This window comes from Bacillus methanolicus MGA3 (assembly GCF_000724485.1).
GTDB lineage: Bacteria > Bacillota > Bacilli > Bacillales > Cytobacillaceae > Bacillus_Z > Bacillus_Z methanolicus_A.
The window spans coordinates 3,232,741-3,252,449 of record NZ_CP007739.1; the positions used below are offsets into that span (position 1 = coordinate 3,232,741).

Below are 19,709 nucleotides of genomic sequence, written 5' to 3' on the forward strand. Positions count from 1 at the left end.
TTCATTTATTTTATCCTGCATAAACAGGCAGTACTGATGGAAGTTTCACTTAATAAGATTTCCTAGCCAAGGAGTTATCAGCTCATAGACTTTAAAACCGAGATAAATGCCGATAATACCCATAACACCTGCAAGTGCAGGCGGCGCCGGAATAGGAAGCTTAAATAAAGCAAAGATAAAACCGACTACAAAGCCTGTAATTAATGATAATATGATGATTTTCACGGTTTCGGTTTCCTCCTTTATCTTTCTTTATTATCACATGAAAACCATTTAGAGAAAAAAGCTCCCGTATTCGTACGAGAGCATTTTTTGTGCTGACATTACATTTTTTCAGGTGCAGAAACTCCTATTAAAGCAAGAGCATTTTTCAACGTAATCTGTACCGCTTTAACAAGTGCAAGGCGTGCTTTTGTTGTCGCTTCATTTTCCGGATCAAGTACTTTTTCCGCATTATAGAAGCTGTGGAATGCGGAAGCGAGATCAAAAATATAGTTCGTAATCCGGTGCGGCATTCGTTTTTGAGCGGCTTCTCCAACGGCTTGCGGGAATTCGCCTAGCTTTTTCAACAGATCTGTTTCTTTTTCAGATTGAATAACAGAAAAATCAGCATTCCGATCAAAAGTTAATCCTTGCTCTTCTCCTTGGCGCAGGATGCTGCAAATTCGGGCATGGGCATATTGGGCATAATAAACCGGGTTTTCATTGGATTGTGAAACAGCTAAATCTAAATCAAAATCCATATGCGTATCCGAACTTCTCATCGCAAAGAAATAGCGCACAGCATCGAGGCCTACTTCTTCAACAAGTTCACGCATCGTAACTGCTTTTCCTGTCCGTTTGCTCATTTTCATTTTTTCGCCGTTTTTATATAAGTGAACGAGCTGGATGATTTCCACTTCAAGAACATCGCGGTCATAGCCGAGCGCCTCAATGGCGGCCTTCATTCGTGGAATATAACCGTGATGGTCTGCCCCCCAGATGTTAATCAATTTTTCAAAGCCGCGCTCAAGCTTATCTTTATGGTAGGCGATATCCGGAGTTAAATACGTATAAGAACCGTCCTGTTTGATTAATACTCTGTCTTTGTCATCGCCAAATTCTGTCGAACGGAACCAAGTAGCTCCATCCTGTTCGTAAATATGGCCGTTATCTTTCAGCGCTTGAAGAGCTTCATCAATCTTTCCATTATGATAAAGAGAAGTTTCCGAATACCATACATCAAATTTTACACGGAAATTCTCTAAATCCTTTTTTAATTTCTCCATTTCGTACTTCAAACCGTATTCACGGAAAAAGTTAAAACGCTCTTTTTCATCAGCATTTACATACTTGTCACCGAACTCTTCGGCTAATTTTTTGCCGATTTCGACGATGTCCTCGCCATAGTAGCCGTCTTCCGGCATTTCTTTTTCAATTCCAAGAGCTTGAAAATAGCGGGCTTCCACCGAGCGCGCCAGATTGTTGATTTGATTTCCCGCGTCATTAATATAATATTCCCGGGAAACGTTAAACCCTGCTTTGTCTAAAATATTGCACAAAGAATCCCCGACCGCTGCACCTCGGGCATGTCCTAAGTGAAGGTCGCCCGTCGGGTTAGCAGAAACAAATTCGACCAAAACTTTTTGGTTTCCGCCGACTGTTGTTTCTCCATAAGCATCGCCTTTATCAAGGATTGTTGGAATCAAGTCTGTCAAATAACTATTATTCATGTAAAAATTAATAAAACCTGGTCCGGCAATCTCGATTTTTTCAATCGATGCTTTTGAACGATCAAAATGGGCTACTAATTCTTCCGCAATCATTCTCGGCGCTTTTTTTGCTACCCTTGCAAGCTGCATCGCCATGTTCGTAGAGTAGTCTCCATGAGATTTTTCCTTCGGAACTTCTAAAATGACATCAGGAATCTCCTCAACGGCAGCAAGATTTGCTTTCAATACGGCCGCTTTGATTTCTTCCTTTAATTTGTTTTGGACTTGCTCGACTATGTTCATTTTCCATCCTCCTCATATCGGATCGTCATATAATATGTACCTGAGTCTTGGCCTTGCATTTGTAAATCGTAAACAAGCTCAAGTGAACCGGTATTTTTATTGAGTGATTTGTTTAATCTTTTCGTAGAAGCAGAAGTTTGCAGGACTCCATAAGGCGTTTCGTATGTTCCTGCTAACGTTTTTTGCTCTTGGAACCTCATTCGCATTTTAATAACTCCGCTTCTTAATATGAGGACTTCCTGACCGGAAATTTTTACGGTTGTGTTAATTCGGCCTTCTTCCAATGCTTCTTCATATTGCAAAAAGGAATTTTCGCCTTTCTGATAATATCGGCCAAATGTAATAAATTCAAAAGTTTCCTTATTCCCATCCTGGTGAATTTCTGTTTTTATCTTAATTTTAACAGGCATTTGTTCCGCTGGACGAAGTGACAACGGCAACACTTCCTTTATTAATGTAAAAAAATCGGCCTTATCTTTGTTATCTATTTATCATCTATTATAACCTTTATAGTATAAATATTCTGTAATGAAAGTGCAAGAAAGCCGGAAATATTGAGTGCTGCAGAAAAACAAAAAACGGAGATCACAGTCTCCGCTTTCAAGATCGGGGCCAGGCCCCTATCGCGCATTAACGCTTTAAAGTATTGTAGTTTCTTGCTCTCTCTTCAAATTTTTTACTTTATCCAGCCTAAAATCATTTCTCTTAAAAGCTTGCTTGCTGTATTGGCTGTTTGTTCAGATTGGTCGTAAATAGGGGCGACTTCTACGAGGTCTGCGCCTACTACTTTTACATCTGAATAAGCAATTTCATGAATGGAAGCCAGCAGCTCTTTTGAAGTAATGCCTCCAGCATCAACTGTTCCTGTTCCAGGAGCATGAGCCGGATCGAGTACGTCAATATCTATGGTGACATATACAGGGCGGCCAGCAAGTTTCGGCAATATTTCTTTTAAAGGCTTATGAACTTCAAATTTTGAAATATGCATTCCAACTTGTTTCGCCCATTCGAACTCTTCTTTCATTCCGGAACGAATCCCGAATGAGAAAATATTTTGCGGACCGATTAAATCCGCAGCTTTGCGAATTGGCGTGGAGTGAGAAAGCGGTTCCCCTTCATAATGTTCACGCAAGTCGGTATGTGCATCCATGTGGATAACCGCAAGATCTGGATATTTTTTGTACATGGCTTTAATAACTGGCCACGAAACTAAATGCTCTCCGCCAATCCCTAAAGGAAACTTTCCATCTGCCAACAATTTATCAACAAATTCTTCAATAAGATCAAGGCTTTTCTGAGCGTTCCCAAAAGGGAGCGGGATATCGCCTGCATCAAAATATTTAACCTCTTCTAACTCTCGGTCTAAATATGGGCTGTATTCTTCAAGACCAATTGAAACTTCCCGGATGCGCGCTGGGCCGAACCGGGAACCCGGCCGGTAGCTGACCGTCCAGTCCATTGGCATTCCATATAGCACAGCCTCGCTCTCCTCATAACTCGGATGGCTCTTAATAAACACATTACCGGAATAAGCTTCATCAAAACGCATTCTGCACCCTCCTAAAGGGGCCAGGCCCCTATTTCGTATTAACGCATTAAAGCGTCAGGGCCTGCCCCACACTGATTTACATTTTTTATTTTGTTAGGTCGCTGACGAACTTCGGCAGTACGAACGCAGCTTTATGGAGTTCTTTTGTGTAGTATTTCGTATCAATGTCATGGAAGCGGTCTTCGCTTACTTCTAAAGGATCATATTTCTTGGAACCGAGTGTAAATGCCCACATACCGCTTGGGTATGTTGGAATGTTGGCAATATACAAGCGTGTAATCGGGAAAATTTCTTTCACATCTCTTTGCACTTTGCGGATTAAATCTGCTTTAAACCATGGGTTGTCAGACTGTGCAACAAAAAGGCCGTCTTCTTTTAACGCTTTTGAAATTCCCGCATAGAAACCTTTTGTAAACAAATTTACTGCAGGACCAACAGGTTCAGTTGAATCAACCATAATTACATCGTATTCATTTTCACTGTTGGCAATGTGCATAAAACCGTCATCAACTTTCACTTCAACCCGCTCATCATCAAGTTTTCCGGCAATTTCCGGCAAATATTTCTTTGAATACTCAATTACTTTGCCATCTATTTCAACAAGTGTCGCTTTTTTCACGCTCGGATGCTTTAACACTTCACGGATTACCCCTCCATCGCCTCCGCCAACAACAAGGACATTCTCTGGGTTTGGATGTGTGAAAAGAGGAACGTGGGCCACCATTTCATGGTACACAAACTCATCTTTTATTGAGGTCATCACCATGCCGTCTAACAAAAGCATGTTGCCCCATTCTTCTGTTTCAACCATATCAAGCTTTTGGTATTCTGTTTGTTCTGTATGTAATGTGCGTTTTACCTTCATCGTAATTCCAAAGTTTTCTGTTTGTTTTTCAGTAAACCAAAGTCCCATTTTTCATCTTTCCTTTCTATAGAATGGCTATTCCTATGTCTAGATTCTTCTTATCTTTCCCCAACATGATAATTACAAACATGAGAAAAAGTATAGTGGAATCTAGCAAAATTGCAAGAAGAAATTTGTTTTTTTCATAGAGAATGTTTAAAAGTCCGCTGTTTTTTTCATACTGTGACTAAGGTATTAATTATGTCATTGTTACCCAGGACAACAGTGAGGTGATTCATATGGAAATTATTACGGATCAGCGATTTCGCAAAACCATTAAATACTTAAGAGCCATAGTGATCCTAAGTTTAATAGGAATTGCCTTCATGCTGCTTATCCTTCTCGGAATTTTCGGTTATGCAAGGCTGCTGGGGCCCCCGCCCCTTGCTGTTCCGCAATCAACACTATACTATTCGGATGACGGGACCGTTATTGGAGAAAGCAACAGCGGCCAAAAAAGATATTGGATTTCTCTTGATGAAATCTCGCCTTCTCTTGTTGACGCGACTATTTCAATAGAAGATAAAAACTTTTATGATCATAACGGCTTTGATTTCAAGCGAATTGCCGGTGCGGTTCTCGCAGATGTAAAAGCGATGGCAAAGGTGCAGGGCGCAAGTACGATCACTCAACAGTATGCCCGAAACCTCTTTCTCGAACATGACAAAACCTGGAAGAGAAAGTTGCTTGAAGCATTTTATACCATCCGGCTCGAAATGAATTATTCCAAAAAAGAGATTTTGGAAGGATATTTAAACACAATTTATTATGGAAATGGGACCTACGGCGCTCAAGCTGCCAGCCAATATTATTTTGGAAAAAACTCTGATGAATTATCTCTTGCTGAGGCATCTATGCTGGCCGGAATTCCAAAAGGCCCTGGAATTTACTCGCCCTTCGCCAATTATGAAAAAGCGAAACAACGGCAAAAAATGGTTCTGAAATCAATGGTTGAGAACAAATATATTAGTTCAGCTAAAGCAAACCAAGCTGCACACGAATCTTTGACACTTAACGGAAAGCATCTTCATCCAAATACAGAGGTGGCGCCTTATTTCCAAGATGCCGTACGGAATGCATTAAAAACAGGATTACATCTTGATGACCGGACGATTGCTTTGGGCGGCCTAAGGGTCTATACGACTCTTAATCTGAAACAGCAGAAAATAGCAGAAGAAACAATCAAAAAACTCATTTCTAAAGATTCAGAAATTCAAGTCGGCCTCGTATCAATGAATCCGAAAAACGGGCACGTACAGGCGATGGTCGGAGGGCGAAATTATAAACAAAGTCCTTTTAACAGGGCTGTTCAAGCAGTTCGCCAACCGGGATCAACAATAAAACCGATTTTGTACTATGCGGCCCTTGAAAAGGGGTTTACCCCGTCAACATTGATGAGAAGCGAACAGACAACTTTTCGATTTGAGGATGGAACGCCGGACTACACACCTCATAATTTTAACAACCAATATGCGAATTCCGACATTACAATGGCCCAAGCGTTAGCTTTGTCAGACAATATTTATGCGGTAAAGACGCATTTGTTTTTAGGCGAAGACACACTTGTGGAAAAAGCAAAGGAGTTCGGCATTCATTCAAAAATGTCAAAAGTGCCGTCTTTAGCTCTTGGAACATCAGGAGTCCGTGTCATAGAGATGGCCAATGCATACAGTCTATTTGCTAATGGCGGCAAAAAGGTTGAACCTGTTTTGATCACCCGGGTGGAGAACCATCGCGGTGAAGTTATTTATGAGAAAAAAGAAGATTCAGAAACCGTGCTGCGCCCTGATCTTGCTTTTGTGATGACGCATATGATGACAGGGATGTTTGACACCAAGCTGAATGGATATGCGAGAGTGACCGGAAGTACGATAATCAATGAAATGACAAGACCATATGCAGGAAAATCGGGGTCAACAGAAACTGACAGCTGGATGATTGGTTTTACCCCCCAGCTTGTTACGGCAGTTTGGACCGGATTTGATAAAGGAAAACCGATCGAACTAACCATTGATAAAATGTATGCAAAAAATATTTGGATTCATTTTATGGAAAATGCCTTAAAGGGTAAGCCTGTAAAAGCTTTTAAGCCACCCCGCGGTGTGGTGGGCGTTTATATCAATCCGGAAAACGGCAAATTGGCAACGGACGGTTGTCCTATAAAAAGGTTCACCTACTTTGCCGCAGGAACCGAACCGACTGAATATTGCACAAAGCATCTTAATGATTCTGACGGATCCAAACATAAAAAGAAAGAGAAAAAACAACCACCGCCATGGTATAAAAGGATATTTGACTGGTCATAAGAGATGAAAAACCTCGGGAAAAATCTTTCCCGAGGTTTTTCGTGTCCTAGTTTTACGTGTGTTTACGTTGAATATAAGTTTACTTTTTTTAACCAAATAGAGCAAGTAGGTGGAAAAGTTTGTTCAAAAATATGTCATAATTCCGTCAAAAAATTGTATGTTTTTCTCAGTTCACATTCAAATCTTTCTTTAACTGTTCTGAAGAACGCTCCCACATGCCGCTGTCATGATTGCGCAAAAAATCGGCCAGCACCGCTTTTGATTTATCGTCCATATGGTCAACAATAATATGGCGTTTTATCGATTTATCTAAACGGTTTACATGCTCAGGAAGCGATTTATAGCCTCTCCTGATTTCTCTGTCAACCGTCATTTCACAAGCAGTTACCCCCGCATAATAAGGGCCTTCTTCTTTTCTGTCAATTGTTACCCAGACAAGCCAATAAGGCTTTCCATTAGGAACCGCTTCCCGATCAGGAATGAACTTTATCCCTTTTTCAACCGCACTTCTGGCATGCATTGCTCCTACATCAACCACAGCTTCCCCGGCCTCGACATCAATAATAATCGGCGATACGTTTTCAAGGCTGAGCACACCTGTTCCAAATCCGCCATGGCCGTCCGTAGGATCATTTTTGATTATCGTAAAACCAATGTTTTTTTTCTTTTTTTCTTCCACTGATTAAAACCTCCTTGTAAAACATCCTTACATTATTCTACCCCATAAACAACTGGTGGAAAAAGTCGTTAAACCCGTTGACTAGTATAGGCAAGACGGTATTGAAAATAGGCTGTATCGTATATTGATTAAGAGGAGTAATAACAAGTATTAAAAAGATCAATGAGCCATAAGCTTCAAGCTGCGTCATTTTTACACGAATGTCAGCAGGAACCAAATCTTCGAGAATCCGGAATCCATCAAGAGGAGGAAACGGAAGAAGATTAAAAACAAACAGCACGAAATTCAATTGAATAAAGATATTGAAAAACTCCGACACAAATGCCGGCATTCCTGCTGCATGTCCCGCTCCTGCAAGAGAGTACCAAACAATAAACCCAACAATGCCTAAAAACAGGTTGCTGAGCGGTCCTGCAACAGAAACAAGAATTCCTGCAAGGCGCGGATTTTTAAAATAAAAGCGGTTAACCGGAACAGGCCTTGCCCAGCCAAAACCGGCAATAAAAATTAAAATTGTCCCCAGCGGATCCAAATGCTGCATTGGATTTAACGTTAATCTTCCCTGTTTTTGTGCTGTCGGATCTCCGAATTTATAAGCAACATACGCATGGGCAAACTCATGCAGTGTGAATGCAATAATTAATGTAGCAGCAACATACGGAATTTCCTGTAATGAATATGCTAAAAATTGTTCCACTTCCTCGGCTCCTTTGCTTCGTTTCTAAAAAATATGCTTCTAAACCGCTGTTTATTTATGTTTAAAGTATACATGAACAAATCGCTGATGTGATAAGGAGACTTGAAAAATCTTGCACTTTTCTTAAAAATATGAAAAACTACTTCTAGAATATAGCTACACTTGTAATGTCAAGGAGGAACAAATATGCCATATGTAACTGTAAAAATGCTGGAAGGGCGCACTGAAGAGCAAAAGAAAGCACTCGTTGAAAAAGTAACCGACGCCGTCAGTGAAACAACGGGCGCCCCTAAAGAAAAGATCGTTGTTTTTATTGAAGAAATGTCAAAAAACCACTACGCTGTTGCCGGAAAACGACTCAGCGACGAGTAATACAAAAAGCTAAGCCCAACTATCATTGGAGCTTAGCTTTTTGTTTGAGTTTCTCAATGTATAAGTAGGCTTCCTCGATTTCGTCTTCTGTATAGCGCTGCTTGCTTTTTAGTGTATAAATTTTCTCCCGAACTTCTTCTTTTGTTAAATTATCAAAATATAAGACCGTCGAAACAAGCTCTAAAAACCTTGCACTTTGACTGTTCATATCTGTTAAGCAGTCTGCTAAATAAGGCATGTCAATCTCATTTAAACTCAAAAACTCTTTGCCTGACTCTGTCAGTGTGTAGCGATATTGATAATATCCGCCTTTTTTTTCTTTTACTTCATTCAAAAATCCCATATTGCAAAGTTCTTCGACTCTTAAAGTCAATTCTTCCGAATATGGACCATAGAAGTGAAATTGAAATCTTTCTTGAAAAGGAAAAGCAATTTTTTTAGCAATGTAAATAATTTTTTGCAGCTTTTTCCGTCCGATTATTTCCCCTGCTGCTGCAACAGCATACATTATTTTTGCATGATCTTTTAACAAAACTCGTCATCTCCTACTCCGTTTAATACCGCGTGTTGATGATAATGGCTTGTTAGTCTGCTCTATACTAGCAGTTAAATCTCCAAAAGTGTGCGAATTTGTTTCTTTATATTTCTCTTTGTACGATCGTCGTAAATCAAGTCAGCAGGATAATACAGCTTGTGGTCTGTTCTTCGTTTTCCTGAAATGGCATCAACAATCTCCGATTCTCTCGATAGCTCCCGAATGTCTCCATTTTTCATCAGCAAATGGATCGGCAGCCTTTCTTCTTCTTCTCCCGGACGGTAAAAATCGGATGGCAAATCGGACGAAGAATCGACGACAAGATAATATTCCGGATCCAATCCGGCTTTGGCAAACAAAGAGGACAACTCCGCCAATTTCTTATACTCTTTTGCCGGATCAAACTCAACATACTTAAATAAATTCCGGTTCATAAACCTGCGGCATAAATCACTCAAAATCGGATCTTTTTCATCCTGCCAAATTTGAAAATAGTATTGGAACACAGCTTCATCCAGCTTTAAATAATCTTGCAACGTACAATTTCCCTCAAACAATGAATAAAAATGAACAGGAGGCAATGAAAAAGAATATGATTTCTCATAAAGATGTTTTGCGCGATGAAGGATTTTTGTCAAGATAACTTCTGCACTCCGTGTGACCGGGTGGAAATAAACCTGCCAGTACATTTGATACCTGCTCATTATGTAATCTTCAACTGCATGCATTCCGCTATGTTTAATAACAACTTGATCTTCCCTCGGACGCATGACACGCAAAATCCGTTCCATGTCAAAATGCCCATAGCTGACCCCTGTAAAATAGGCATCACGCTGCAAATAATCCATCCTGTCCGCATCAATCTGGCTTGAGATCAAGCTGACAACCAGTTTGTTTTTATACGTTTTTGCAATAACTTCCGCTACTTTTTTCGGAAAATCCTCAGATACTTTTGAAAGAATTTTATTAACTTCTGTATCTCCTAATATAATTTTAAGGGTAAATTCTTCGTGGTCGAGGTCAAAAACTTTTTCAAACGAATGGGAGAATGGACCATGGCCAAGATCGTGCAGCAGACCCGCACATAGTGACAACAATCTCTCTTCTTTGTTCCATTCCGGCCTTCCGTCAAAAACATCATCAACAATACGCCGGATAATCTCGTAAACTCCCAGAGAATGAGTAAACCGGCTGTGCTCCGCGCCATGAAATGTAAGAAAAGTAGTTCCGAGCTGTTTAATTCTGCGCAGACGCTGGAATTCTTTCGTGCCGATTAAATCCCAAATGACTTTATCACGAACATGAACATAACGGTGAACCGGATCTTTAAAAACTTTTTCTTCACTTAATTTCTCAACCGAATAGTCCATTTTTTTACCCTCTTCCTGAATATCCCGTTCTGCTTTTTTACAAGCTTTCTCCTTGAATTTTTTGTCCATTTCACATTTTTTTCTTTTTTCTATTATATCCGGTTTCTATCATCAATTCATCTCAATTTCTGGCATATTTCGACGTATATTTCGACAAAACGCCGCACTACAAAAGAATAAAAAATCACCTAAAAAGGTGATTTATTTTTTTAGTTTTTTCTCAATTTTTTCTATCAATTCCTCTTCAGTTAATGCAGCCACTGGACGGTTGTTAACAAACGTGAATGTTTTTTTCCGTCCTGGTCCGCAGTAAGATTGGCAGCCAATGACTATTTTTGCTTCCGGATCAAGTTTTTTTAACCGGGGAATTAACGTTTTTAAGTTTACTGCTTGACAATCATCGCAAACACGAAATTCGTTTGCCATTTATATTACAACCCTTTCTGCGGTCTGATCTCTTCAATAATGCTAAAGGGTATTTTACAGTTTCCACCCAGCTAATGCAAGCTGAAAACACTGCTAAACGAGAGTAAATTCATTTTGAACGGGTGTAATCACCTGCTGAACGGGAGTAAATGCGCTTTGAACGGGAGTAATCTCCTGCTGAACGGGAGTAAATGCGCCTTGAACGGGAGTAATCACCTACTGAACGAAAGTAAATGCTTCTTGAACGAAATATATTACTAAAAAATCTACTATCCTTTCATTCCTGCTGTATAAAACTTGAAATAACTGGACAAGATAAGACTAGAACTTTTAAATAATCGCAAATTTTATACAATTAAGGGAGTTGAAGAAATGAAAGTTCGTCAAGATGCATGGACAGATGAAAATGATTTATTACTAGCAGAAACTGTTTTACGGCATGTAAGAGAAGGAAGCACACAATTAAATGCATTTGAGGAGGTTGGCGATAAGCTTAACCGAACATCTGCAGCATGCGGTTTTCGCTGGAATGCAGTTGTCCGCCACCGCTATGAAAAAGCATTGCAGCTGGCGAAAAAGCAGCGCAAACAAAGACAAAGAATTCTTGGAAAAGACCAAAGCGGCAAGAAAAAGCTTCTTTATAACCCGCCGGCTCCAACTATCGAAGATTTATCACCTATCGAAGCAGCTGAGACAATGGACGTACAAGTTCCTGTTACTGTTCCGGAAGCCAGTTCAGAACATGAGAGTACGGCAGTTTCCCAAAATGCACTGACAATGAGCATGGTGATTTCTTATTTACAAAACTTAGATAGTTCTAATCTTCAAGCTGATATTTTAAAAATTGAGAATGAAAGATTAAAGCGAGAAAACTCTGATTTGAAAAAACAAAACGAAGAGCTTGAAAATAAGATCAGCGAGCTAGAACAAAATACAGTCACCATGCAGGAAGATTACGAGACGCTGATGAAGATTATGAACCGGGCAAGAAAGCTGGTATTATTTGAAGAAGAGGACCGTCCGGCGACAAAATTTAAAATGGACCGGAATGGAAACTTAGAAATGGTTGCAGAATAATCATTTCAACTAAATAAGAAAATTGGGAAGGAGAAGGCAACAAGCCCTCGAATTTCATAGAAAACATTTTTACTACCAATCCTAAATATGTCTAATTAAAAATAATAACCAACAAAGAAACCGCTGCCAATTGGTCTGCGGTTTTTTTCTATTTGTCTATCTTCAGCGCTTTTTGGGGTTAATCAAGACGCTTGCGCAATCTTATCTTTCAATCAATCCCAACATTTTTTCGTTTCGTTCAATAACACGGTTGTAATAGCTATCAAAAAGCGGAATTTCCGCTTCTGTCAGCTGGCCCGCATAAAAATTCGCACTGTACTGTTTTAGAACTTTTAAAAACCGGAGCATCACATCTTGAATAGTGAGATCTACTCCCAGCAACTCGGATAATGAAGCCATAACATCAGGCTTAATTTTCGGATATTGAAATTTCGTTTGTACTTGTTTTTTCGAAATTGAATAAAACTCTTTCAGCAGCTGAGCTCTTTCGCTCCCGCTTCCATTCACACACAGATAGATTTGTACGGCTACTCCGCTTCGAAGGCGCCGCTGTGAAATTCCCGCAAATTTCTTTCCTCCGATGCTTAAATCGTAGCTTCCCGGGCAGTAGGAGCCGTAAATTTCTTTCGCTTCAATTTCCTTTTGAAAGTCAGCAAACATTTCTTTGACAAGAAGCCACATTGTGTCATAGCCTCGATTTATATCAATTCCTTTTTCTTTTTCAGGAAGAATAAGAGAGAGGTTCAATACCCCTTCATCAAGAACGACTGCAAGCCCGCCGGAATTTCGGACAATATATTGATAACCTTTTGATTCAAGGAACTCAAGCCCTTCCTCTAAGTGTGGCAGCCTTGAATCTTGAATGCCTAATACAATGGTATGATGATGGACCCAAGATCTCGCCGTTGCCGGAGCCAAGCCTGTTCCTACCGAAGCACAAAGAGCATCATCCATGCCAAAAGACTGCAGCGCACTAAAGTGAACGCCTAAAGCTGATTGATCGATAACCCGCCACTCTTCCTGACGCAATAACGAAAGCGCCTCGTCCATAGTTGTTACTCCTTTATACACAGCTAAGTTTTGTAACCATAACATTATATCATATTTAGACGGAAGCCCTTAAAGGGGAAAATTGTAAATTATGCTCGTTTTTTGTAAAAATAACTCATTGAAAAAAGACTTCGAACAATTAAAAATAATGAAGCAGGAGAAAAATCCCCTGCTTCATCTTACTGCTACAGCGCTTGAGCAGCTGTAATTAATGAGAGTTTGTAAACGTCCTCTTCATTACAACCGCGAGAAAGGTCGTTTACAGGACGGTTTAATCCTTGAAGAATCGGTCCAATGGCTTCAAAGTTTCCTAATCGCTGAGCAATTTTGTATCCAATATTTCCTGCCTCAAGGCTTGGGAATACAAATACATTTGCATCTCCTTGAATTGGTGAATCCGAAGCTTTCTTTTTCGCAACAGATGGAACAAACGCAGCATCAAACTGGAATTCTCCATCTAAAACAAGTTGTGGATCGCGTGATTTTGCCTCTTGAACGGCTGCAGCAACTTTTTCTGTTTCCGGTGATTTTGCAGAACCTTTCGTTGAAAAACTTAACATAGCAACACGTGGTTCAATATCAAACATTCTTGCTGTTTTTGCACTTTCAATCGCAATTTCTGCTAAATCATTGCTGTCAGGAGCAATATTAATGGCGCAGTCTGCAAATACATATTTTTCATCTCCGCGCACCATGATGAATACACCGGATGTTTTGCTCACGCCTTCTTTTGTTTTAATGATTTGCAAAGCAGGACGAACCGTATCTGCTGTCGAATGAGCCGCACCGCTTACTAAGCCGTCTGCTTTGTTTGTATAGACAAGCATTGTTCCAAAATAGTTTTCGTCAAGCAAAATTTTGCGTGCGTCTTCTTCTGTTGCTTTCCCTTTCCGTCTTTCAACAAATGCTTGGACAAGTTCGTCCATCATCGCATAGTTTGACGGATCATAGATTTCCATTGCGTCCAATGATACGTTAAGGCTACGAGCTTTCGCCTGAATTTCTTCAATATTTCCGATAAGAATTGGTGTTAAAACATTCTCTTCTGCGAGTCTTCCCGCTGCTTTTAAAATGCGTTCATCCATTCCTTCCGGAAATACAATTTTTAAATTTTTCCCTGTAATTTTTTGCTTTAATCCTGCAAATAAATCACTCATTTTCAAAATCCTCCTTACATCTACATTGTTAGCATACTTCACCCAATTTAAAATTCAATTATTTGCATTTATGTAAGCGTTTTCAACTAAAATGTTTTTGTATTGAAAACTTTCATAATAATTTTGAAACAACCGCTTGTGCTTACAACATTATTAATATCCGCAAACAATTAAAAAAATATCCTTCTTTCATACTTTGAAAACGTGATCTTGCTAATTTTAAGTGTTTATTCACTTTTGTTTAGGCAAAACTATGTTATAGTATGGTTATCATTAGATTTTAGGAGTGATAGTGAATGAGTGAAGCAACACTAACTCTCGATGGCTGGTATAGTTTGCATGATTTCCGCGCAATGGATTGGACTGCATGGAAAATGCTTTCTAGTGATGAACGCCAAGCAGCCATTCATGAGTTTTTAGGCCTTCTTGAAAAATGGAACGCAACTCAAAACCGCAAAGAAGGAAGCCACGTTCTATACACAATTGTTGGCCAAAAAGCAGATTTCATGATGATGATTTTACGCCCTACAATGGAAGAATTAAATGAAATTGAAACTGAATTTAACAAAACGAAATTAGCTCAATATACAATTCCAACCTATTCTTACGTATCTGTGGTTGAACTTAGCAATTACTTGCCTTCTGAAGAGGATCCTTATAAAAATCCTCAAGTTCAAGCGCGTCTTTATCCAATTCTTCCGAAATCAAAATATATTTGTTTCTATCCAATGAACAAGCGCCGTCAAGGCAATGACAACTGGTACATGCTTCCGATGGAAGAGCGCCGCAAATTAATGAAAAGCCACAGTATGATCGGCCGCAAATACGCAGGCCTTGTGAAGCAGATCATTACAGGTTCTGTCGGATTTGATGACTATGAGTGGGGCGTTACGCTGTTTTCAGATGATGTTCTTCAGTTTAAGAAGCTTGTTTACGAAATGCGCTTTGATGAGGTCAGCGCACGTTACGGCGAATTTGGTTCCTTTTTTGTAGGAAATCTTCTGGAAGAAGACCGAATCAGCAAATTTTTACACGTAAATTAAAAAATTATCAAGCTCTCGGCAATAACTTGCCGAGAGCTTTTTTGTCCAGCTTCTTGCCAAGCCCAAGGATTCATTTGACAAATCACTAAAAAGATTACATGACTTAAAGGATTAATGAAGCGGGACTACACCATTCTTTTTATGCATAAACTTCAAAGCGAAACATATGTATGAAACAGTGGATATTATCTTAGTTATATTCAGTACCGAAAGTCATTTCACCAACGAAATCTTCCAGGATGTAAAGAGAGGTGAAAGACAGAAAAGAATGTTTACAAAATCAATGCATGCGTTATAAATTTCACCGCTTTTTCATACCAACTGCAAGATTATCCAAGTGTTTATTAAGAAATTTCATTTTGATTCGGATATTTAGGAGGGAACTGCATGAATCAAACGAATCCTTATGCAAATTATAGTACCTATCCTCAAGGCTTTGGCAATTTTCAATATGTGGCTCAAGGCCAGGGCCTGCGCCAGCAAGCAGGCTTTGGTTCACAACAGCATGGCTTTCCGTCTCCGCAAGCTGGAGGACCTATGTATAGCGTTCCTATGCCGCAAAGTACGCCTACAACAGGGCCCCAAATACCGGGAATGCTTCCCATAGAAGAATCATACATTGAGAATATTCTTCGTTTGAATAAAGGAAAGCTTGCGACTGTTTATATGACATTTGAAGACAAAGAATCGAAAGTTTTCAAAGGGATTATTGAAGCAGCCGGAAGAGATCATCTTATTATCAGTGACCCGCAAACCGGAACACGCTATTTGCTGCCTATGGTTTACTTAAACTACGTTACTTTTGATGAAGAAATCGAATATGTATATCCATTTAGCGGCGGGCCTGGACTGGCATCATATCCTCCGAGGTAACGCTCAAAAACAAAGGGTCAGACCCCTCCAATACAATATATAGACAAATACTATTAAACCACTCTATATATTGTCGTTGTTGGAGGGAGCCAGACCCTTTTTTTATAAATATTTCGCAGCTGCAATCACAAGCAGCACCCAAGCAGCAAGAAATGAAATTCCTCCGAATGGAGTAATTGCCCCGAGAACACTGATCCGGGTTACACTTAGAACGTAAAGACTTCCTGAAAACAACACAATCCCAATGAACATGAGCCAACCGGACAAGGACAACAGAGAATTAACCGGGACCTTACCCAAAAGAATACCGATGACCAATAATCCGGCAGCATGAAACATTTGATATGTAACACCGGTCTTCCATATTTCCATATATTTAGGCTCGATTTTCCCTTCCAGTCCATGCGCTCCAAAAGCTCCTAAAGCTACTGATAAAAAAGCATTAATGGCTCCTAGTATAATAAAAAGTTTCATTTTTCTCCCCCATTTCCAAATTGAATTTTCATATACTTAGGTACACAGCAAACATGATTTTCAAAAATCGAAAATTGACTCACCGTTTGCGTCATCTTCCATCTCCATGCGCCGGGGCGGTTGAACGTGCAACGTTCCTGACGTAGAGGCAGACACAAACTTGGAAGATTCCACCTGTGCCGTCAAATCGGTTTGTGACTCTTCTAAAATTAAGTCACACATCGTTTTAATCGCATAAATTTTTTCTCTAACCAACGAAGCGGATGAAATACTTTTTGCCGCCTGTAATTCGTGTTCGATCTTTCCCAGCAGTTTCTGTATAGAAATATTCATATTTCCACCTCATCAAACGGTCTTCAAAATTAAGCTTTCATAGAACGTTTTACATAAACTATTCTTTATCATACAATATTTTTCTTTCGGTAGCACCATTACAACTCTTCTCTTTTTACTTTCACTTTAACAAAAAGAAAGAACAGCTGCCAATGCAATGGAGACAGCTGTTATATGTTATTTTGTCTGTTTCACGTGAAACATGTCATTTACTGTGGAAAAGAGGCGGAGCTGCGCCAACAAAAAAAGAAATGACAACCTATTTTTAGCAAGATACATGTTTTAGCTTTGTAAATATTTTGTGCTTGGCTCCGCTCACACCGCCTTATTTATGTTGGGGTTTAGTTTTAAAATGAAACCTATTTCCATGTTAGGGTTGGGAATTTAAAACTCATGCTCGTTTTTTATCAAATATTCTCAATCTGCCAGTCAATTTCTTTTTCGCCCAATTCATTCAATATTTTATTAATTTTTGAAAAAGGACGGCTTCCAAAAAAGCCTTTGGAAGCAGACAAAGGGCTCGGATGAGGAGAAGTAATGACAAAGTGTTTATCGTTGGTTATCAATTTTTGCTTTTTCTGTGCCGGACGGCCCCATAATACAAAAATAACCGGCTTTTCCCGTTCATTTAATAGAGTGATAATGCGATCCGTGAAAGTTTCCCAGCCTTTCCCTTTATGCGAAAGAGCCTGTCCTTTTCTTACGGTTAAGACAGTATTAAGGAGCAAGACACCTTGCTTGGCCCACTTTACTAAATATCCATTATTCGGAATAAAGCATCCGAGATCATCGTTTAACTCTTTAAAAATGTTTTTCAAAGACGGCGGAATGTCAACCTCAGGCTTTACGGAAAAACTGAGGCCATGCGCCTGGTTTGGGCCATGATATGGATCTTGGCCCAAAATCACTGCTTTTACATCCTTAAAAGGGGTTAAGTGCAAAGCATTGAATATTTCGGTTTTAGGAGGATAAATCGTTTTCGTTTTATATTCTTCCTCAAGAAAAGATTGCAGCTTTATAAAATATGATTTCTTAAATTCACCTGCTAAAAGCGGTCCCCAGTCATTCCTGAAAGTTTTTTCGGTAAATTCCAAATCACTCACCTGTTTATCGATAGTTTATCCAATTATCCCCCGCTTACCGGCGGAATAAAAGCGATTGTATCTCCATCTTTGATGACTTCTTCATTTCTTGCAAATTCTTCATTAATGGCTGTCATTACAGATTTCGGTATTTCAATCCCAAATTTTTCAGCAATTAACTTTTTTAGTTCTGCAATTGTCTTACCGCTTGCATCTATCTGCACAAATTCTTCGCCGACCAAATCCCGCAAATGAGCAAAAAATAAGATTTTATTCATCTAAATCTACCACCTCCGGTTTTCCAGTCGGGTAAGCGACGGTTTCCAGCTGGTTGCCGACCCATTCTTCCCCGTCTTCCCAATGTTCCTTTTTCCAAATTGGCACAATTTCTTTGATTCTCTCAATTGCATAGCGATTAGCTTCATAAGCGTCAGCACGGTGGGGAGTCGATACCGCAATCACGACAGCAACATCCGTAATATCTAATTTCCCAACTCTATGAGTAATCGCAACTTTTGCACCTTTCCACCGCTCCTGGATTTCGTTTCCAATCTGCTCCAATTTTTTTACAGCCATTGCCTCATATGCTTCATAAATAAGGAACAGCGTCTTTTTTCCATTTGTCAGCTCGCGCACCGTCCCGATAAAAGTCGTGATAGCGCCAGCCTCACGCTGAATAACCTTATCAATGACCGACTGAATGTTGATTGGTTCTTTCGTTATTTCGTAATTCATCCTGTTCACCCCATATTTTTAAGCATTACCGGGTCTAATTTTGACACATATGAGCAGTCCACTTATTTTGTCATTTACCTTTCTTATTTGTATTCTGTATTTTAAACGAATTTCCTTTTATATTTTTTGTTTCAGGATCAAGACAAGAGACTTGCCTTCCCTATCTTAATTTTCATTTACCTTTTCTTTTTTTCATGGTGCATTCTTAGGGCGTGTTCATATTCGTTTGTTTGATTCATGTTATATAAATACTCTTCCTTCAGCGTAAAAGGAAATTCGTCTTCCTTCACAATTTTTGTATTCACCATCTGAAGGAAATGCCGGATTTTTAAATTTTCATCATCCAGGGCGCGATTCACCGCTCCAATTGTTTCTTTTCGATAGGCGGCGTATAGAGGATGAAGCGTTCCGGAAACTTCAGGGACGGCTGCTTCGTATTCGTCAAGTGTTTGCAAAAGAAATTCCCCAAGTTGGGCGGAGATAAAAGGCATGTCGCAAGCAACAATTAAATTCTTTTCATTTTTGCTTTCAGCCAGACCAGCCTGAATTCCAGCCAGAGGTCCTTTTCCTTTGATTTTATCCTCAACCATAGGAAGATTCAGAAATTGATAATCTGCAAAATTATTGGTTACGATAATAATTTCAGTGGTTATTTTTCTAATTTCTGCAGCGATTCGTTCAATGATTGTCAATCCATCTATTTTTAGCAGCGCCTTATTTGTTCCCATTCTCCTTGATTTTCCCCCGGCAAGAATTATTCCCGTTGCTTGCACTTTTATCACCTCTTTATTAGCAGCCGTTTTCAGTGGTAAAGGGGTGGAGCTGTTGTTTTTAAATGAAGCCTATTTCCATATTTAGGGTAGGAGTTTAAAACTCATGCACAATTTCTGATGATTTTGCATACTATCATAAAATTTCGGTTTTTTCATTCAATAACCTTCATTTCGCGTTACTTATTCCAAAGCCCTTTCGTTTCTAAAATTTTGTACTCTCTTTTTGTAGTGATATAATTTAAAAATAAACCAATATTTGGACAATTAGACTACGAGGAGG

The 19,709-nt window shown here is 39.5% G+C and carries 23 protein-coding genes; 5 read left to right on the plus strand and 18 right to left on the minus strand.

What is annotated here, in order from left to right; all coding sequences use genetic code 11:
* Positions 1-45 precede the first annotated feature (45 nt).
* The 5 genes from BMMGA3_RS15655 to speE form a co-directional block, all read right to left on the minus strand.
* On the minus strand, positions 46-225 hold the full coding sequence (locus tag BMMGA3_RS15655) for a XapX domain-containing protein (RefSeq protein ID WP_003346879.1): 180 nt from the start codon (positions 223-225) through the stop codon (positions 46-48).
* 98 nt (positions 226-323) lie between these two features.
* Positions 324-1,994, minus strand: a complete 1,671-nt coding sequence (gene argS / locus BMMGA3_RS15660) for an arginine--tRNA ligase (protein ID WP_003346880.1) — start codon at positions 1,992-1,994, stop codon at positions 324-326.
* Positions 1,991-2,428, minus strand: a complete 438-nt coding sequence (locus BMMGA3_RS15665) for a YwiB family protein (protein WP_003346882.1) — start codon at positions 2,426-2,428, stop codon at positions 1,991-1,993. Before BMMGA3_RS15665 ends, argS begins: the two co-directional genes overlap by 4 nt.
* Before the next feature lie 242 nt (positions 2,429-2,670).
* On the minus strand, positions 2,671-3,543 hold the full coding sequence (gene speB, locus BMMGA3_RS15670) for an agmatinase (RefSeq protein WP_003346884.1): 873 nt from the start codon (positions 3,541-3,543) through the stop codon (positions 2,671-2,673).
* An 85-nt stretch (positions 3,544-3,628) separates the two neighbouring features.
* Complete coding sequence (gene speE, locus BMMGA3_RS15675) at positions 3,629-4,456, minus strand: spermidine synthase (protein ID WP_003346886.1); 828 nt, start codon at positions 4,454-4,456, stop codon at positions 3,629-3,631.
* Positions 4,457-4,686: 230 nt separating this feature from the next.
* On the opposite strand from speE, the gene BMMGA3_RS15680 reads away from it, so the two are divergent.
* The gene (locus BMMGA3_RS15680; RefSeq protein ID WP_003346888.1) at positions 4,687-6,753 is read left to right on the plus strand and encodes a transglycosylase domain-containing protein; all 2,067 of its coding nucleotides are present in this window, start codon (positions 4,687-4,689) and stop codon (positions 6,751-6,753) included.
* A 166-nt stretch (positions 6,754-6,919) separates the two neighbouring features.
* On the opposite strand, the gene BMMGA3_RS15685 is transcribed toward BMMGA3_RS15680, so the two are convergent.
* Together BMMGA3_RS15685 and BMMGA3_RS15690 are read right to left on the minus strand one after the other, a co-directional pair.
* On the minus strand, positions 6,920-7,432 hold the full coding sequence (locus BMMGA3_RS15685; protein WP_003346890.1) for a YwhD family protein: 513 nt from the start codon (positions 7,430-7,432) through the stop codon (positions 6,920-6,922).
* Positions 7,433-7,469: 37 nt separating this feature from the next.
* On the minus strand, positions 7,470-8,129 hold the full coding sequence (locus BMMGA3_RS15690; protein ID WP_003346891.1) for a site-2 protease family protein: 660 nt from the start codon (positions 8,127-8,129) through the stop codon (positions 7,470-7,472).
* A 186-nt stretch (positions 8,130-8,315) separates the two neighbouring features.
* Between BMMGA3_RS15690 and BMMGA3_RS15695 the strand changes: the two genes are divergently transcribed.
* Positions 8,316-8,501, plus strand: a complete 186-nt coding sequence (locus BMMGA3_RS15695) for a 2-hydroxymuconate tautomerase (RefSeq protein WP_003346894.1) — start codon at positions 8,316-8,318, stop codon at positions 8,499-8,501.
* A gap of 22 nt (positions 8,502-8,523) precedes the next feature.
* Here BMMGA3_RS15695 and BMMGA3_RS15700 read toward each other — a convergent pair whose 3' ends face one another.
* The 3 genes from BMMGA3_RS15700 to BMMGA3_RS15710 all read right to left on the minus strand — a co-directional run bounded on the left by BMMGA3_RS15700 (position 8,524) and on the right by BMMGA3_RS15710 (position 10,832).
* On the minus strand, positions 8,524-9,033 hold the full coding sequence (locus BMMGA3_RS15700; protein WP_003346896.1) for a YwgA family protein: 510 nt from the start codon (positions 9,031-9,033) through the stop codon (positions 8,524-8,526).
* A gap of 74 nt (positions 9,034-9,107) precedes the next feature.
* Entirely contained in the window at positions 9,108-10,406 is a 1,299-nt protein-coding gene (locus BMMGA3_RS15705) for an HD domain-containing protein (RefSeq protein WP_003346898.1), read from the minus strand.
* Positions 10,407-10,607: 201 nt separating this feature from the next.
* Positions 10,608-10,832 (minus strand): YuzB family protein, encoded by a 225-nt coding sequence (locus tag BMMGA3_RS15710; RefSeq protein WP_003346900.1) that lies wholly within the window; start codon positions 10,830-10,832, stop codon positions 10,608-10,610.
* 372 nt (positions 10,833-11,204) lie between these two features.
* On the opposite strand from BMMGA3_RS15710, the gene BMMGA3_RS15715 reads away from it, so the two are divergent.
* Positions 11,205-11,909, plus strand: coding sequence for an RsfA family transcriptional regulator (locus tag BMMGA3_RS15715; RefSeq protein WP_003346902.1), 705 nt, complete (start codon positions 11,205-11,207; stop codon positions 11,907-11,909).
* A 201-nt stretch (positions 11,910-12,110) separates the two neighbouring features.
* On the opposite strand, the gene BMMGA3_RS15720 is transcribed toward BMMGA3_RS15715, so the two are convergent.
* A complete protein-coding gene (locus BMMGA3_RS15720; RefSeq protein WP_003346904.1) occupies positions 12,111-12,959 on the minus strand; it encodes an octanoyl-[GcvH]:protein N-octanoyltransferase in 849 nt (282 codons plus the stop codon).
* A 185-nt stretch (positions 12,960-13,144) separates the two neighbouring features.
* The gene (pta, locus tag BMMGA3_RS15725; RefSeq protein WP_003346905.1) at positions 13,145-14,116 is read right to left on the minus strand and encodes a phosphate acetyltransferase; all 972 of its coding nucleotides are present in this window, start codon (positions 14,114-14,116) and stop codon (positions 13,145-13,147) included.
* Between the two features lie 296 nt (positions 14,117-14,412).
* Between pta and hemQ the strand changes: the two genes are divergently transcribed.
* Complete coding sequence (hemQ, locus tag BMMGA3_RS15730; protein WP_003346907.1) at positions 14,413-15,159, plus strand: hydrogen peroxide-dependent heme synthase; 747 nt, start codon at positions 14,413-14,415, stop codon at positions 15,157-15,159.
* A 387-nt stretch (positions 15,160-15,546) separates the two neighbouring features.
* Positions 15,547-16,032: a spore coat protein GerQ gene (gene gerQ / locus BMMGA3_RS15735; RefSeq protein WP_003346909.1), complete on the plus strand. Its 486-nt coding sequence runs from the start codon at positions 15,547-15,549 to the stop codon at positions 16,030-16,032.
* Between the two features lie 102 nt (positions 16,033-16,134).
* Here the strand turns inward: gerQ and BMMGA3_RS15740 are convergent, their stop codons facing one another.
* From BMMGA3_RS15740 to BMMGA3_RS15765, 6 genes are all read right to left on the minus strand, one after another.
* A complete protein-coding gene (locus tag BMMGA3_RS15740; RefSeq protein ID WP_003346911.1) occupies positions 16,135-16,506 on the minus strand; it encodes a DUF423 domain-containing protein in 372 nt (123 codons plus the stop codon).
* A gap of 60 nt (positions 16,507-16,566) precedes the next feature.
* Complete coding sequence (locus BMMGA3_RS15745) at positions 16,567-16,839, minus strand: YwdI family protein (protein WP_003346913.1); 273 nt, start codon at positions 16,837-16,839, stop codon at positions 16,567-16,569.
* 407 nt (positions 16,840-17,246) lie between these two features.
* Positions 17,247-17,933: a uracil-DNA glycosylase gene (locus BMMGA3_RS15750; RefSeq protein ID WP_003346914.1), complete on the minus strand. Its 687-nt coding sequence runs from the start codon at positions 17,931-17,933 to the stop codon at positions 17,247-17,249.
* A gap of 32 nt (positions 17,934-17,965) precedes the next feature.
* Complete coding sequence (moaD, locus tag BMMGA3_RS15755) at positions 17,966-18,199, minus strand: molybdopterin converting factor subunit 1 (protein WP_003346915.1); 234 nt, start codon at positions 18,197-18,199, stop codon at positions 17,966-17,968.
* Positions 18,192-18,656: a molybdenum cofactor biosynthesis protein MoaE gene (locus tag BMMGA3_RS15760; RefSeq protein ID WP_003346916.1), complete on the minus strand. Its 465-nt coding sequence runs from the start codon at positions 18,654-18,656 to the stop codon at positions 18,192-18,194. Before BMMGA3_RS15760 ends, moaD begins: the two co-directional genes overlap by 8 nt.
* A gap of 176 nt (positions 18,657-18,832) precedes the next feature.
* On the minus strand, positions 18,833-19,429 hold the full coding sequence (locus BMMGA3_RS15765; protein WP_003346917.1) for a molybdenum cofactor guanylyltransferase: 597 nt from the start codon (positions 19,427-19,429) through the stop codon (positions 18,833-18,835).
* Between the last annotated feature and the right edge of the window lie 280 nt (positions 19,430-19,709).

Excerpts from the sequence above, each read along its gene's own strand:
- BMMGA3_RS15745 (WP_003346913.1), bottom strand. The coding sequence starts at position 16,839 with ATGAATATTTCTATACAGAAACTGCTGGGAAAGATCGAACACGAATTA.
- gerQ (WP_003346909.1), top strand. The coding sequence starts at position 15,547 with ATGAATCAAACGAATCCTTATGCAAATTATAGTACCTATCCTCAAGGC.
- speB (WP_003346884.1), bottom strand. The coding sequence starts at position 3,543 with ATGCGTTTTGATGAAGCTTATTCCGGTAATGTGTTTATTAAGAGCCAT.
- BMMGA3_RS15715 (WP_003346902.1), top strand. The coding sequence starts at position 11,205 with ATGAAAGTTCGTCAAGATGCATGGACAGATGAAAATGATTTATTACTA.
- hemQ (WP_003346907.1), top strand. The coding sequence starts at position 14,413 with ATGAGTGAAGCAACACTAACTCTCGATGGCTGGTATAGTTTGCATGAT.
- BMMGA3_RS15710 (WP_003346900.1), bottom strand. The coding sequence starts at position 10,832 with ATGGCAAACGAATTTCGTGTTTGCGATGATTGTCAAGCAGTAAACTTA.
- moaD (WP_003346915.1), bottom strand. The coding sequence starts at position 18,199 with ATGAATAAAATCTTATTTTTTGCTCATTTGCGGGATTTGGTCGGCGAA.
- BMMGA3_RS15760 (WP_003346916.1), bottom strand. The coding sequence starts at position 18,656 with ATGAATTACGAAATAACGAAAGAACCAATCAACATTCAGTCGGTCATT.
- BMMGA3_RS15740 (WP_003346911.1), bottom strand. The coding sequence starts at position 16,506 with ATGAAACTTTTTATTATACTAGGAGCCATTAATGCTTTTTTATCAGTA.
- BMMGA3_RS15680 (WP_003346888.1), top strand. The coding sequence starts at position 4,687 with ATGGAAATTATTACGGATCAGCGATTTCGCAAAACCATTAAATACTTA.
- speE (WP_003346886.1), bottom strand. The coding sequence starts at position 4,456 with ATGGGACTTTGGTTTACTGAAAAACAAACAGAAAACTTTGGAATTACG.
- pta (WP_003346905.1), bottom strand. The coding sequence starts at position 14,116 with ATGAGTGATTTATTTGCAGGATTAAAGCAAAAAATTACAGGGAAAAAT.
- BMMGA3_RS15720 (WP_003346904.1), bottom strand. The coding sequence starts at position 12,959 with ATGGACGAGGCGCTTTCGTTATTGCGTCAGGAAGAGTGGCGGGTTATC.
- BMMGA3_RS15705 (WP_003346898.1), bottom strand. The coding sequence starts at position 10,406 with ATGGACTATTCGGTTGAGAAATTAAGTGAAGAAAAAGTTTTTAAAGAT.
- argS (WP_003346880.1), bottom strand. The coding sequence starts at position 1,994 with ATGAACATAGTCGAGCAAGTCCAAAACAAATTAAAGGAAGAAATCAAA.
- BMMGA3_RS15695 (WP_003346894.1), top strand. The coding sequence starts at position 8,316 with ATGCCATATGTAACTGTAAAAATGCTGGAAGGGCGCACTGAAGAGCAA.